13 protein-coding genes are annotated in these 14,020 nt (G+C 46.2%); 5 read left to right on the forward strand and 8 right to left on the reverse strand.

The window, feature by feature from the left end; translation table 11 throughout:
• Positions 1–39: 39 nt before the first annotated feature.
• The 5 genes from radC to ACTQ3A_RS05175 all read right to left on the reverse strand — a co-directional run bounded on the left by radC (position 40) and on the right by ACTQ3A_RS05175 (position 7,578).
• Positions 40–816: a RadC family protein gene (radC, locus tag ACTQ3A_RS05155; RefSeq protein ID WP_441494284.1), complete on the reverse strand. Its 777-nt coding sequence runs from the start codon at positions 814–816 to the stop codon at positions 40–42.
• A 384-nt stretch (positions 817–1,200) separates the two neighbouring features.
• Entirely contained in the window at positions 1,201–2,832 is a 1,632-nt protein-coding gene (locus tag ACTQ3A_RS05160; protein WP_441100133.1) for an NAD(P)/FAD-dependent oxidoreductase, read from the reverse strand.
• Positions 2,833–2,951: 119 nt separating this feature from the next.
• On the reverse strand, positions 2,952–4,538 hold the full coding sequence (locus ACTQ3A_RS05165) for an FtsX-like permease family protein (protein WP_441494283.1): 1,587 nt from the start codon (positions 4,536–4,538) through the stop codon (positions 2,952–2,954).
• A gap of 47 nt (positions 4,539–4,585) precedes the next feature.
• On the reverse strand, positions 4,586–5,056 hold the full coding sequence (locus ACTQ3A_RS05170; RefSeq protein ID WP_441495259.1) for an ATP-binding cassette domain-containing protein: 471 nt from the start codon (positions 5,054–5,056) through the stop codon (positions 4,586–4,588).
• 773 nt (positions 5,057–5,829) lie between these two features.
• Entirely contained in the window at positions 5,830–7,578 is a 1,749-nt protein-coding gene (locus tag ACTQ3A_RS05175) for a hypothetical protein (protein ID WP_441494282.1), read from the reverse strand.
• Between the two features lie 78 nt (positions 7,579–7,656).
• Between ACTQ3A_RS05175 and ACTQ3A_RS05180 the strand changes: the two genes are divergently transcribed.
• The 3 genes from ACTQ3A_RS05180 to ACTQ3A_RS05190 all read left to right on the forward strand — a co-directional run bounded on the left by ACTQ3A_RS05180 (position 7,657) and on the right by ACTQ3A_RS05190 (position 9,165).
• Positions 7,657–8,322, forward strand: a complete 666-nt coding sequence (locus ACTQ3A_RS05180) for a DUF2115 family protein (protein ID WP_441495257.1) — start codon at positions 7,657–7,659, stop codon at positions 8,320–8,322.
• Positions 8,225–8,692 carry a DUF2284 domain-containing protein gene (locus tag ACTQ3A_RS05185; protein WP_441494280.1) on the forward strand — a complete coding sequence of 156 codons (468 nt, stop codon included), beginning with the start codon at positions 8,225–8,227 and terminating at the stop codon, positions 8,690–8,692. Before ACTQ3A_RS05180 ends, ACTQ3A_RS05185 begins: the two co-directional genes overlap by 98 nt.
• Positions 8,693–8,925: 233 nt before the next feature.
• On the forward strand, positions 8,926–9,165 hold the full coding sequence (locus ACTQ3A_RS05190; protein ID WP_441494279.1) for a hypothetical protein: 240 nt from the start codon (positions 8,926–8,928) through the stop codon (positions 9,163–9,165).
• Here the strand turns inward: ACTQ3A_RS05190 and ACTQ3A_RS05195 are convergent.
• The 3 genes from ACTQ3A_RS05195 to ACTQ3A_RS05205 all read right to left on the reverse strand — a co-directional run bounded on the left by ACTQ3A_RS05195 (position 9,150) and on the right by ACTQ3A_RS05205 (position 10,879).
• Complete coding sequence (locus ACTQ3A_RS05195; RefSeq protein ID WP_441494278.1) at positions 9,150–9,314, reverse strand: hypothetical protein; 165 nt, start codon at positions 9,312–9,314, stop codon at positions 9,150–9,152. The genes ACTQ3A_RS05190 and ACTQ3A_RS05195 overlap by 16 nt on opposite strands.
• A gap of 183 nt (positions 9,315–9,497) precedes the next feature.
• Positions 9,498–10,550 carry a HigA family addiction module antitoxin gene (locus ACTQ3A_RS05200; RefSeq protein ID WP_441494277.1) on the reverse strand — a complete coding sequence of 351 codons (1,053 nt, stop codon included), beginning with the start codon at positions 10,548–10,550 and terminating at the stop codon, positions 9,498–9,500.
• A 32-nt stretch (positions 10,551–10,582) separates the two neighbouring features.
• Entirely contained in the window at positions 10,583–10,879 is a 297-nt protein-coding gene (locus ACTQ3A_RS05205; protein ID WP_441494276.1) for a type II toxin-antitoxin system RelE/ParE family toxin, read from the reverse strand.
• 540 nt (positions 10,880–11,419) lie between these two features.
• Here ACTQ3A_RS05205 and ACTQ3A_RS05210 point away from each other — a divergent pair.
• Positions 11,420–12,391, forward strand: a complete 972-nt coding sequence (locus tag ACTQ3A_RS05210) for a PD-(D/E)XK nuclease family transposase (RefSeq protein WP_441494275.1) — start codon at positions 11,420–11,422, stop codon at positions 12,389–12,391.
• A 287-nt stretch (positions 12,392–12,678) separates the two neighbouring features.
• Entirely contained in the window at positions 12,679–13,953 is a 1,275-nt protein-coding gene (locus ACTQ3A_RS05215) for an S-layer homology domain-containing protein (protein WP_441494274.1), read from the forward strand.
• Positions 13,954–14,020: the final 67 nt, after the last annotated feature.

The following is a 14,020-nucleotide window of genomic DNA, read 5'->3' on the forward strand; positions in this document are numbered from 1 at the left end:
AAAACTCCTGTACTGCCTGTGCTGTACGCCCCGGCCACATTAATCACCGGTGTCTGTCTGCGTTTCCTCCTGAGAGGCAAGCGTGTCAAAGAATCCGTCGTCACGGAAGCTGAAATAGGTCCTGTCTCCGATGATAATGTGATCCGACAGATCGATCCCGACGATTTTGCCTGCCCGATAGAGATTCCGGGTGACCTGATAATCCTCGTGGCTCGGGGATGGATTTCCGCTCGGATGATTATGAATCAGTATCAGATGCAGCGCATGGTAGGACAATGCCTTCTGCAGGATCTCCCTCGGAGATACCAAAGACATGTTCGCCGTTCCGGAGGAAATCTCCGGAGAGGCAATCTGCTGCATCCTGCTGTCCAGCATGACGCAGATAACCTTCTCTGTCTCCTGATGACGCATTTCTTCCATAAAATACTGCGCGACCGTATCGGGACGGTCAAAACAGAGAGACGAAGAGGTGTTCATCTGCGCAATCCGCCTGGAGAGCTCGCGAACACATAAAATCTGCAGCGCCTTCACCTCACCGATTCCATCCAGCGACATCAGATCCTGAAGCGTGAGATGATAGATCCCAAGCAATCCGTTCCTGAACTTGCACAGATCCAATATTTCTTCCGCAAGCTGGAGGGAGTTCTTTCCCTTCGTACCGGACCGGAGAATGATTGAGAGAAGCTCCGCGTCAGTCAGTGCACCGGTCCCCAACCGGAGCGCCTTCTCATAGGGACGTGACTGATCCGGGAGTTCCTTCATCCGGGCTGCAGGCTCAATCTTCTTGCGGGGTATAGATTTTGAATTTTTCTCCATTTTCCTGTCCTCCTGTTTACTGTATAAGCTCTTCGAAAACGCAGACAGGATCGTCACGCGCGAAGCGTGTGTAAGAGACTGTATGCGATTTCGAAGGCAACAGGTATGAGGATGAAGCGCGAACGCGCGAAATCCGAATGCCTGTAGGATTGCGGGAGTGCGAAGCACGGAGCAATCCGTAGCTTATACAGTTTATGGCACGATGTATCGTATGGCCATTTCCTGAAGAAAGACAAGAGATAATCCTGTGAACTATAATTTTAACACATTATGAAAACCATGTGAATCTGCAAAATCACGAATGAACAGTTCCGGCACGCAGTGTCATTCGTACAGAATTTCTTCTGTTTCAAGATGCGTTGCACGTGTCAGAGTTTCCTATATTCAGAGCGCTTTATATATAGAAGAAATTCTCTCGGCGACTTTCAGACCATCCATAGCCGCAGAGGTAATTCCACCGGCGTATCCTGCTCCTTCTCCACAGGGATAAAGCCCACGTATCGTGCTCTGGAGCGACTCGTCGCGGACGATACGGATCGGTGAAGAGGTGCGGCTTTCGACACCTGACAAAAGGGCGTCGTCTCCGCCAAATCCCGGAATTCTGCGGTCAAAGCTCAGAATCCCCTGTTCCAGAGATTCTGAGATATATTCCGGCAGAATATGACGGATATTGGCGCATTGGAATTCTCCCTTTGAACAGGGCTCCACGGTTCCGATGCCTCCCAGTCGGTTTTTCCGGAAATCCTCGAAACGCTGAACCGGAATCCGTCCCTGTCCTTCCCGCCAGGCAAGGGATTCAAGCCTGCGCTGAAAATACATTCCGTTGAGGACGTCCGGCCTTCCTTCCTGATGGTACGGCAGGAAATCCCCGGGGGTCACGGAAACCACTATGGCACTGTTCGCGTTGCGCGAATCCCGGGCGTGATAGCTCATTCCATTCACCGCCAGTCTCTCCGGTTCCGAGGATGCGTTCACAACATATCCTCCGGGACACATGCAGAAGGAATACACACCTCTGCCATTTTCAGCGGTACCGGTCAGCTTGTAAGGAGCGGCGCCCAGAAAGGAAGGAGCGTCCGGTCCGTATTGATCCCGGTTAATCATGCTCTGCAGATGCTCGACACGCACGCCTACCGCAAAGGGCTTCGGCTCCATGAGAAGCTTCTGGCGGGACAGCATCTCGAAGGTGTCCCGGGCGGAATGGCCGATGGCCAGTACGACGTTGTCAGAGAAAAATTCCTTTCCAGACGCTGTGCGAACCCCTGTCATATGCTCCTCTCCCGTCAGCGGGTCGGTACGTGTCAGAAGATCCGTTACCCTGGTCTGAAAATGTACTTCACCCCCCGCTGCGATGATCTGATTCCGGAGGGTTTCGACAATACGAACAAGCAGATCGGTGCCAAGGTGCGGCTTGCTGTCATAGAGAATATTTTCCGGCGCACCGGCCTGCACGAAAATTCTCAGAACCTCATGATTTCGTCCGAATTTGTCCTTGACCCCGGTATTCAGCTTTCCGTCGGAAAAAGTACCTGCGCCGCCCTCTCCGAACTGTACATTGCTGTCCGGATCCAGTTCTCCCGTATTCCAGAAATGCTCCACCGCATTCCTCCGCTGTGAAGCACTCTCCCCTCGTTCCAGCAGGACCGGGCGATATCCATGCATCGCAAGTTCCCAGGCACAGAACAGCCCTGCCGGACCACTTCCTACGATGACAGGAGGAGCAGAAAGCTCGCGGGAGCCGGTTTCCGGGAAATGATATTCCGGCGCCGAATACGCGGAGACATGATTTTTACCGCCCCGGATCAGGATCGACCGTTCCGTTTTTTCCGAAGACAGCCGGACTCCGATGGTGTATACAAAGAGAAGCCTGCTCTTGTCCCTGGCATCAATGGATTTTTTCAGGATTTTCCACTCCGTGATATCCGTGGAACGGACATGCAGCACTTTTTCTATTTTGTGGAGAAGTTGAACTTCTGTGTGAGAGACAGGAAGCTTCAACTGAGAAATTTGTAACATATTGGACCACCTTTTGAGAAGTATTCAAGTTTTGAAGGAAGTATTACAGATTAGAATTATAAAGCCGGTTAGCGCAATAAGCAAATATATCCTTTTTTCTTGATTAATTATTTATTTGATTACTTTTTTGCCTGATTCAATTGAAGTTGGCTGATTATTGGAGGCAATAAAACACCTATTGTAAAAAAAATAGTTAACAGCAGGATGAAAGTATGGTAAGGAAAAGCAAATTCAAAATAAGGAATTTCTCTCTTTGCTAATTTACCAATGATAAAGTCCAAGTATATTCCTAGTGTACCCAACAATGAAGCTAACACTGAAAAATATAATACCCCTTCCATCATGAAGGCTTTTATCATTTCTTTTTTTGTTACTCCAAGATAACGTAAAAGAATGTGTTCCTGTTTGTCACGTACATATTCCGTCAATAAAGTATTGAGGAAGACAATGGTTCCGAGAAAGAAAAACAGGATGCTTACCCCGGTCATTGTGATCCGGCTGAACGTAATATAATTTTTATTTTCCGCAATCAGATCAGTCCTTGATATACATTCCAGAAGATTGATAGTGGTCAGCCCCTTTTCCATATCGTAGTTATAGTTTTCATCTCGGATCCACGCATTAAGCTGCTGTTTCACGCTGCTTTCCAAGTTACCAGTCGCATTAAAACTGATAGACAGGATCTGTTCGTGCATAGAGGCACCAAGTAAGTTATAGGTATCAGGTGTCACCGCAATAATGACAACATTGTCCCCATCCCATGCCAGAGGAATATTGGGAAAATCTTTTTCCTCAGCTTCGGCATACCCACAAACTGATAGTTGTGCGGATGGATAATCATCGAGGTCAGAACCATCTGGCAAGGTATCATATACGGTAAAGGATTTTCCCATGTTTGAACGGATAGCTGAATCTGCATTGCTGTAAAGCAGGTTTTTGCTTATGATGATCGCACCATGATGCTGTTCCCATTCATTTTTATTTATTTTTCTTCCTGCCTTTTCTTCATAGGAACACAACTTGCCTACTGTGCTTTTATCCATTGGCTGGATAACGATCTGTGTATCGTCCTTCATTTTTAAAACTCCAAGCACACTCTTCTGATCTGTGTCCAGGGATGGAAAATATCCTTTCACAAAACGAATGTCACGGATGGAATCATGCAGGTTGTCCGTCAAATCATGAACCATACCCGACGTAAACATCTGATTTTCGGTGTTTTCCGACAGATTTTCTCTCATATTCGCGCATGCATTCTGTGTGATACCGACCTGGAAATCCGGAATTGCTAAAAATGCCTTTTCGTAATCAGCACCGGAGGCTAAGGTATAGGAAACAAGAGCCATTTCACATCCCAAAAAGAGAAAAATGACAGTTGCCATAAATGCCTTCTTCTGCTTCGATAGAAACATCAGGGATAGCTGCACAGGGACGTTTTTACCAGTAAACTTTAATAATTTGGCTGGTCGCACCTTACTGCCTGTCATTTCATGAGACTTCCCATAATAGGAAGCGGTATCCAGCGGTGAAATCGAATTGACTTTTTTAAGAACCGTTGAAGTTGGAATGATAATAGATGCTAGGACAATCAGAAAAACAAATCCGCAGATCAGCACATCAGATTTCAAATTGAAAATAAAAAGGCCGTCATGATGATGATAGAGAGCGATCCGGCTGCTCAAAAACATAATCAGATAGGCCGACATTTCACCGAAAAGATAAGGCCAGAGACAGGTATTGCATTCGTCCTTCCTTATTGCTGAGCGGTGATGGATCTTTGCGACAGTTGAGCGGAAAAACATATATTTTGAAATATGTTTAGCGAGGGAATGAGATTGTAATTTTGAAAAATGAACCCGATATGGTTTCTTCTGAAAATTGTTCGTTCTTCTTCATTCATGGAATCAAAACAAATGCTGTTAAAGATTATGGAACCGGAAGTCGGGACAATTAATCCTCCGATTGCGTTCAAAAGAGTGGTTTTGCCGCTCCCGGAAACTCCAACTAAAGACACAAATTCTCCCCTCTGAATCGTTATGTCAACATTATCTAAAGCTCGTAAAAAAGTCATTCCACACGAAAAATCTACCGTCAATGCTCTGGTTCCCACAAGTATGTCATCACTCATACAATATCTCACTCTAAATTCAAATAATTGTCTAAAGCTTAATGTTAACGTCAAGAAGAGTCCTTTTTTTACGCATTTGGGGAAGGATCCGCCCATCACAAGTTTCGGGGATGCGGACGAAAGGTCGATGTCTGCGGTGCCGAGACCGTAAAAAGCCAGTCTCGAAATGGTTTCGGTGAACTCGTTCCTGTACAACGAAACGTCATCCCACCTATTTGTTTTCCCTCCTTCTGTTTTTAGTAGTGGGAGACGATTTTTTCATCATTCGTTTGCCACTACCCTGTTTTTATTATGTGGCAATGCCGTATTGGTGTCAACAATATGCCCCTGCACGTGCCCTCCCCTGCCCCTATATTTTTGTTATCCTGCCCAGGATTTCGGTTTTTATGTGTCGGAGTAACTGACTATTCGAACCTATTTGGATGCATATTCGAACCTACTAGGTTTCAAATCATTGGCTTTACGCACCTTTTCGTATATCATATATAAAAAGCAGGTGCATACTATAGCACAAGCAACGTTCAGTGTTCGTATGGATGAAACGTAAAAAAAACAGTTTGATCGTCTTTGCCAGGATTTTGGCATGACAGCAACAACGGCGATTAATATTTTTGCAAGGGCTGTTGTTCGGGAACGGATCTGGTTGCCGGAAACATTAAACATTTTCCCGGGAAGCCTTTTGTGGTAACACCGAGAGAACTCCTGAACCTTCTGGATCAGAAAACATCCAAATGAAGGAATCATTCATCTGGCCTTGTAACGTATTTGGGATTGACACAAATGCTATCCGCGCTTTTATCGAAGAAAACCAGTCCGCAAAAAGGCTGCCGCACTATTTTCTTAGTGCGGCAAGCCATGAAGTATATTAATTACCAATCCGTCTTATGTTCATCCGTTACCTCCAGTGTTCCCGGATGAACAAGGAAAAAATCAAGCAGTTCTGTCTCTCCATCCTCGGCCGTATAGACCTTCTCCAGCACAATTTCCCGGCAAAACCCGCTGTCGGCCTCTTTTTCCCCGTTGTCGTACAGGCGAAGCTCATAGCTATTATCCGTACCCTGTACATCGGATCCAGAACCAATCCGGGCATAGAGGTCCCCTTTAGCGTTCGCACTGTACGAAATGCTCAAATTCTGAAATTCTCCATTACCTTTCAAATACTCGTAAACCGCCTGCATCGCGTTCTGTGCGGCAAAGCTGTCATCGGAACCAGTCCCGCCGTCATACCACCCGGAATCGCTGCTGACCGACGCTGACGCACCCAGGCTGCTGCTTCCTATTTTCTGATCCTGTCCCCCGGACTCTGCGGAACTTCCTCTCACGGCAGACGCCGCATTCCGATCCTCTCCGCCTGCTTCCGGCAGATCATTCCCGGCCTCTGTATCGTAATCTTTCGCTTCGCTCCACTCTTCCATAAAAATAAAATCAGGGGAACGGTAGTAACTGATGCCGCCGTAATCCTCTTCTTCGGCAAGATACACATATTTGATCCCGGTAAGCGGATCCGGAACCGCATCTGCCAGTACGCGCTCCTGATCCGAAGTTCCCGCCCAGCTTCCAAGAAATACCATAGCTGAGAGAGAAAGAACAAGCAGCACCCAGGCAATCCCGGCAATAATCAGCCGTGCTTTATCCGCCCCTCTTTCCGGTGATCCTGCGCGCCTGCGTTTTTTCAACAAAAGATACAGAATCCCGATTCCGAGAATGAGAACAAAGAGACCGGCCAGCCCTCCTGCGAAAAAGGAATACTTCGGCCGCAGATGCCACCCTGAAGCGGTAAAGCTTTGAACAGCCGGAAAGAAAATGCTGTGTGCCAGCATCATCCCGAAAAATAAATTTAAAAACGGATGAAGCTCCGGCTCAATGGAAATACCGGAAATCACAGCAATCATTTCGTCCTGCGTCCGCTTATTTTCCATAGCTTCCGGTTTTATCCACGATTCTACAGCGGCATTATCCGGGAACTTCCCTGTTTGATCGGAAAATCCAGAATAGCGGATATACCAGTCCTCTGCCGATGCACGAGACTGCTTTTCTCCCACTCCCCGGACTGTCCCCTCCGTCTCTCCTTTCTCACTTAGCGTTCCCTCTGTCGCCCCTTCTTCACTTAACACTTCCCCTGCCAGCTTCAGAAGGGTATAGAGTTTCATCTGCTTCACAGAAAGCTTGTCGGTAGGAATCTCTTCCAATGCCTCTCCTGCTCTTTCCGGGCGGTGCATCCGAATATCCAGCTGTGCCATAAAAAGCAGAGACTGTGCTCTCAGTCTTACATTTCTCCTGCTTCTATAATGAAAACCATAAAGGATATAATCATGTCTTTCTTCCGGATCCAGCCTTCGGGAAATGCCGGAAAACAAATGATTCAGGAAAATTAAAACCGAGTAAAACAGGACAACCAACGCCACAACAGTCCAAAGAATACCACCGGCAGTCAATGACCCGATGCGTATCACATGCCATTCGAGAAAAATTACCAGAAACACCCAGGCGACAGGGACAAGAAATGCAGAGAAAAAACGATACAGCACAGCCAGTCTCCTGCCTGACAGATTCCACTTGTAGCTATCCGGTACTCCCTCCCCGATCCGATAAATATTTTCCCTACAGCTTTGTTTCAAATCCTGCACCTCCTGAAAAGCTGGACTTCCGTCCCTGTAATGACTATTCTGTTTATAGAGCGATCACACTTTACTGATATGGAGGAGTTTACCAGAAAATTGACCAGAGATGAATTAAAACTTAAAATACTTGCGGCATATTCCGATAAAGAATGGGAGATGCTCCGACAAGATGACTTTCCTGTTCCTGTCAGCGCTTTCAACCGGAAAACATTACTTCGACTTCTGGAAGCCATCCCGGATCCGGATGCCGAAATCCCGGGGGACGCAGTTTCTGAAATGAGCAGAAAGCTGAAGGCCTATCTGGAAAAATATATGACGGATCATCCGGATGCCCACCTACCTGTCATTCTTTCCTGCGTGTCTCTTGCATTTATTTTTTCTGAACCTCTGCACGCAGCCAACCAAACAAAATGGATTGTGCAGTTCCCGGAGGATAAGGCGGTCTATTACTGTCCCGCCAGAGAGGAGACCGCGGACAGTCTCTGCCGGTACTGCATCTGCCGGAAAATGTCCGAATGGAGTGCGTTAATTGCAGAAAAAACAACTGCCGCACAGCGGCAGGCAGGATCTTCCGCTGCCCGAATTCGGGAACTGCTGCTGAAAAACGGTCTTCTGGAAAGCGGAATCCTGCATCCTTCCGATCTTGTTTTTTACCCGGAAGTACGAAAGCTCTGCAAGGAAAACAAAATGCGGCAGATATCAGGAAACCTGGGCATGCCCGCCAGCCGTCGGCACCCTTGAGGAATGCCGGAAGCGATGCATGAAGTACGAAGAACTGCAGGTCTTTTCCAAGGCATTTCCGGTAACCGACCCCTTTGATTTTGATGCATTTCAAAACGCCATGCACGAATTTAAGGAATATATTCAGCGTGCGGCAGATCCGATTCGGCAGGAATTTCCGGAAGCCCTGATTCTTTCAAATGAATCCTGTGACAGATGCAAAAAGTGCACCTGGCCGGACAGCCCTTGCCGGTTCCCCGACAAATGCTTTCACTCCATAGAAGGCTACGGCTTTCTTGTCAGTGAGCTTGCCCAAAAGGCAGGGCTCCGGTATTTGCACGGGCCAGGTTCTGTTACTTTTTTCGGTGCGGTATTCTATAACCGGCACTGAAAGAAATACTCTACTAAAAATACAGGCTCATTGCCGCACGATCCGCCAGCTGCTCCACAGCTAGTCTGATTTATAAAAACATCAAAAGAGTCTGCTGCACTGTTTCTTAGTGCAGCAGACTTCAGACTGTAGACAAAGTCCGAGGCACAACGCCTTCCTTTACTTTTTATCTTTCGGGAGAAGATCCCCAAAAATCAAATCGTCCCAGACTTTTGACGGGAGGGAGAAAAAACATGACAGCAGAAAACAAAATCCTTGTAGAAAACAAAAATCTTATTGAAGCGGGCGGAAGAATTGTCCGCGCACGACGCACGATGAACGGAAATGTCGTTATGACCTTATTAATCAATGACCACCGGCATATTTCACGGATTCCGTTCCTCCATCACGGGCTGATCGATCGTTCTCTGATGGGAAATGCAAACTTTCCCCGCATGGATTTGCTGCAAAAATACGTTCAGTTTTTCCGATAACCGGATCCATTTTTGGCTTCCGGCAATAACCATGCAGGGCAGTCGGGCATTCCCTTACCCGGATTCGGTTCTTTTGTGTTCAGTTTTCTTTTTCCCGGATTGCCTTCCAGCTTTTTCACCGCTGTAGGCTTTGGCTTTCTACAAGCCATAGAGCATCGCCCTCCTTCCTCCTGTTTTGCATAACGAGATAAAACACGCTGCGCGAGTTTTATCTCGCTATTGCGACGCTCGCCGCACACGAATACTTCGCATTCGGCTGCGGCTCACTGTTCGCGTAAATAAAAGGACCATGCTCTTCACATGATCCTTCAAAAGCTTTTTGAATATATCCTTTATACAGCTATTTCATATTTCTCTTTCAAATTATTCAACATACTGTACTTGATCATTCCTTCCAACTGCATTCTCCCGACTACTATCCCCGGAGCAATTCCTTGAGCTTTTGCAAATTGGAGTACTCTTCTCTCTGAATAATCTCTTTCCTCTCTGAAAGCTTCAAAATCATCAGATGAAATAAGTGTATCACCAGACCATTTATCCGCTGCTTTCTCATCATCTTCAGATGTACCATTAGGCTTCCCTACATGACCAAGAACAATGTGTGCAAGTTCATGGAACAGGCTGAACCAAAACTTGTCAGCATCCTTACCTCTGGCAGTGAGCCCTACAACAATCTTGTTCCCGTCCATAAAAGAAGCTCCCTGAAGGAATGAACCTTTTAGGTGCGGCAGAAAGACTAAAGCTATTCCACAATCCGCAAGACATTTCTTAATCTGAGGACAGAATTCCTTAGGCTTAAGAACTGTCATTTTTCTTATCTCTGGCATAGCAGAAATCAAACCTTTGATATTGATCGGAGCGGTTTGGATACCACGCGCCTTAATCTTTGCCTCCTGTGCCCATGCCATTAATGCCAGATCACTTTTTTCTGTTATTGCCAGACGTCTGCAGGCAATTCTCGTAATCTGCTCACTCCCAAGAAGTGAAAGTTCAACAACCTCAAAATATTTCCTCAGATTGACAACCTTTTCCTTCACTTCTCTAGTCTCCGGAACCCATCCAAACTTTGCCATCTCGCTATAAGGAAATTGTTTGGCTATTTCAGCATCGGCATCCATTGCATTTTCCGTTTCAGCCTTTATAATCTTCTCTCTGTATATTGCCTCAAGATTATTCCAAAACCTTGCCGGCACACCTAAAACCATTTCTAATCTAACTGCGGTCTCCGGCGTAAGCTGCACCTCACCGTTAATGAGCTTGCTGATATGCTTTTCAGACATATCCATCCTGGCTGCAAACTCCTTTTGGCTCATGCCTCTGTCATTCAACTGCTCTTTAATTGTCGCCCCAGGTGGCGTTGCAATATAACTGCGACTTCTCACCATAGTGCTGCCTCCTTGACTTGTCATCTTGATCTCTAATGATAATCGACTATTTCCAAAATGTTTGCTATTTGGATCTCGTCGCCATTCTTCTCGAATACCAATCTATACGGATGAACCAAATCCACCGCGAATTGCCCTTTTCTATTCTGCGTAAGTGGATGACATCGTCCGATATGGAACTGTATCATCATCTCAACAGTATCTGCTGCACTAATTTCATCTATACGCTGCTGTATTTTATCGGCCATTTCTTGACCGTAGGTTCTCTCTGCAGTTTTGGCATCCGTACAAACCTTTTTGATTTTGTTGTTCTTGTACGTGATATCCAAAGCATCACCTCTCTTTCGGATTTACCTTTGAGGTAAATTTATAATAGCACAGATATCTTAATCAGTCAAAATGTTTGTTTACCTAAGAGGTAAATTCTCTTTAACTCAAATTTCACTTTTCATTTCGCGATGTGAGCTTCCAGCGATTGCCTTCATCAGCTCTTCGCTCTGCAAGCGCTTTCTTCTTGTCCAGCAACTCTTTCAGCTCCTTCGTCAATTAACTAACTGACATTTTGTCAGTTTCGGTTGGCAAGATGTACAAACGGGCTCTGTCAATAGCCCGGCGATGCAGCCGTAATCCTATGTACCGAGGGATGCAGGCAAAAGCATAGTGTGGGAGACTTACGTTAGAACCACATGGACATGCTGTAAGCCTTTGAAACTGTATTGGGCAGGAGCCTTTAGCAAGCCCCGATCCCTTTACGGGTCGGGGCATTTGACCTGGTCTTATAACGTATTGAGGGTTGACACAAAAATGCACATGAAATTGCGGAAAGCAATGTTTGATGTTAAAATAATAAAACAAGGAGGGGCATTCCAATGGAAAAAACAGCAAATCAGCTTGGAAGGGTTTTGTATGATACAAGCCGGAATCCAGCGCTGGATATGGCGGTTAAGAAAATCCTCTCACAAAGACCGATCCTGGCGTTTATCCTGAAAAACGCGGTATCCGACTTTGAAAAATTTTCCATGGATGAAATCCAGGGGATGATCGATACACCGCATATCTCATCCATTGCGGTAGATCCCGGAAGCACCAATGATATGATCACCGGCGAACCAAAGGATTACGGGGAAACCGGGGAAGGTCTTACTGTATATGATATCCGATTCGGTGCAGCCATACCGGGAACAGAGGAAGGTGTGACGTACGACGTCATGATCGATGTCGAAGCGCAGGCAAATGAGTACAAACTATACGATATGGAGACACGCGGCATTGCCTACTGCTGTCGGATGATTTCGGAACAGATGGGCAGGGAGGCGAGGAACAGCCATTACGAAAAGCTTCGAAAGGTATACTCCATCTGGATCTGTATGAATTGTTCACAGAAAGACGCAAATACGATTTCTGAATACCAGATACAAAAGGTGCGGCAAGTCGGAAACTATACAAAGAACCCGAGAACTGACCTGCTCTGCGTAGTAATGATCCGTCTTCCAAAAGACGACGGACAGGAGAAAACACAGAACCAGGCAACAAAAATTACAGAAATGCTATCCACGCTTTTGTCGAAGAAAATCAGTCCGGAAGACAAAATACAGGATTTGGAAGAAAAATATGACATACCAGCCACAGAGGCAATTCGCAAGGAGGTGAGCAGTATGTGTAACTATAGCAGTTATGTTTTTACTGAGGGTCTAGACAAAGGAATCATTCTCGGCGCAATCGACACGATGAGAGATGATGGTGTTTCGGAAGAAAAAATTATGCAACGAATTATGAAGAAATATCAGATTTCGGAAGATGACGCAAAACGTCTGATGGACGAAGAAAAAGAGCTTGTCTGATTTGCAAAAGCATTCCCCAAAAGGCTGCCGCACTATTTTCTTAGTGCGGCAGATCTTTCCAATTTGTCTGGCCGGCATGCGGAGTAAAATCTAGTGAACACAATTGCATTTTTCCTTCCGCTTACGTCTTGTTTCGAACCTGCATATTGGTAAAATCAATCATATCGTGTGCTCCATCTTCAGATAATTCCATCTCAGAATATAACGTTTCTTGCACCATTTTTGTTCACATCTTACATGTCAAAGTAAACATTTCTCTAACCAAAACCCATTAAAGGAAGGTAATTATGAAAAAGAAATTTTTTAAACTTATCCCGACAGTTCTAACGGCCACCATGATAATTTCCGCAGCATTACCTGCCTATGCGGATACAAAGCCCGCCGCTTCTGCTTCTGCATTTTCTGATGTCGGATCGAGTGCGTGGTACCACGACGCGGTATACTGGGCAGCGGACAAAGGCATCACAGCCGGAACGAGCAAAACAACCTTCAGTCCGATGAAGTCCTGTACCAGAGGAGAGATTGTCTCGTTTTTGTGGAGATACGAAGGCTCTCCGAAAACGTCCCTTGCCGGAAATCCGTTCAAGGACGTCACGGATCAGTATTATGCCGAGGCTGTGATGTGGGCGAAAAACAACAAGATTACAGCAGGAACCTCCGAAAACACTTTCAGCGGGGAACGAACCATCGACCGGAAAGAGGCCATCACTCTTCTGTGGAGACTCGAGGGCAGCAAAGAGCCGACAAAGGATGCAGGTTTCAGCGATATTCCTTCCGGGAAATATTATTCCAAGGCGGTTGCATGGGCTGCGGAAAACAACATCACCAACGGTGTCGGAAACAACCAGTTCGGCCCGGACAATCCCTGCACCAGAGCACAGATTGTAAAGTTTATCGCGAATACCGACAGCGTTCAGGCGGATGATGGCAAGACAACGGATGACACGAAGAAGACGGATGACGGCAATGTAACGGATGATACGAAGAAGCCGGATGACGGCAAGGCAACGGACGACACGAAGAAGACGGATGACGGCAATGTAACGGATGATACGAAGAAGCCAGATGACGGCAAGGCAACGGACGACACGAAGAAGACGGATGATACAAAGACTCCGGATGACACAAAGAAGCCAGATACTGGAAGCACCTCTGAAGATACCAAGCAGACGGATACCGGCACAACTCCTGCTCACGAGCACAAGTGGGAGCCGATTACGGAAACGGTGCATCATGAGGCTACTGGTCATTACGAAAAGGTTCAGACTGGAACAAAAACAGTTGTAGACGAAGCTGCATACGATGAACAGGTGGATACGGGTAAGAGTCAGTATGTATGTAACAAGTGCGGATTTAAAACCACAGACGGACAAACTATAGGTGACCATACTCTTGATGAAGGATGTGGATATCATACTGAACATATTTATCAGACAATTCACCACGAGACTGTCACACATGAAGAACCTGTTTATACACAGAAGTGGATTCAGGATAAAGCAGCATATGACGAGACTATAACAACCGGATACAAATGCTCCATCTGTGGCGCAACAAAGTAATCTTTATAAATAACACTCCCCCTCCATAAGATAAAAGCCGGAAGCTTTTCGCTCCCGGCTCTCTTTA

This window comes from Bilifractor sp. LCP21S3_F8, from assembly GCF_052117805.1.
Taxonomy (GTDB): domain Bacteria; phylum Bacillota; class Clostridia; order Lachnospirales; family Lachnospiraceae; genus Bilifractor.

Excerpts from the sequence above, each read along its gene's own strand:
- ACTQ3A_RS05160 (WP_441100133.1), bottom strand. The coding sequence starts at position 2,832 with ATGTTACAAATTTCTCAGTTGAAGCTTCCTGTCTCTCACACAGAAGTT.
- ACTQ3A_RS05200 (WP_441494277.1), bottom strand. The coding sequence starts at position 10,550 with ATGGTGAGAAGTCGCAGTTATATTGCAACGCCACCTGGGGCGACAATT.
- ACTQ3A_RS05180 (WP_441495257.1), top strand. The coding sequence starts at position 7,657 with ATGGAGGAGTTTACCAGAAAATTGACCAGAGATGAATTAAAACTTAAA.
- ACTQ3A_RS05210 (WP_441494275.1), top strand. The coding sequence starts at position 11,420 with ATGGAAAAAACAGCAAATCAGCTTGGAAGGGTTTTGTATGATACAAGC.
- ACTQ3A_RS05190 (WP_441494279.1), top strand. The coding sequence starts at position 8,926 with ATGACAGCAGAAAACAAAATCCTTGTAGAAAACAAAAATCTTATTGAA.
- ACTQ3A_RS05215 (WP_441494274.1), top strand. The coding sequence starts at position 12,679 with ATGAAAAAGAAATTTTTTAAACTTATCCCGACAGTTCTAACGGCCACC.
- radC (WP_441494284.1), bottom strand. The coding sequence starts at position 816 with ATGGAGAAAAATTCAAAATCTATACCCCGCAAGAAGATTGAGCCTGCA.
- ACTQ3A_RS05195 (WP_441494278.1), bottom strand. The coding sequence starts at position 9,314 with ATGGCTTGTAGAAAGCCAAAGCCTACAGCGGTGAAAAAGCTGGAAGGC.
- ACTQ3A_RS05170 (WP_441495259.1), bottom strand. The coding sequence starts at position 5,056 with ATGGGCGGATCCTTCCCCAAATGCGTAAAAAAAGGACTCTTCTTGACG.
- ACTQ3A_RS05165 (WP_441494283.1), bottom strand. The coding sequence starts at position 4,538 with ATGTCGGCCTATCTGATTATGTTTTTGAGCAGCCGGATCGCTCTCTAT.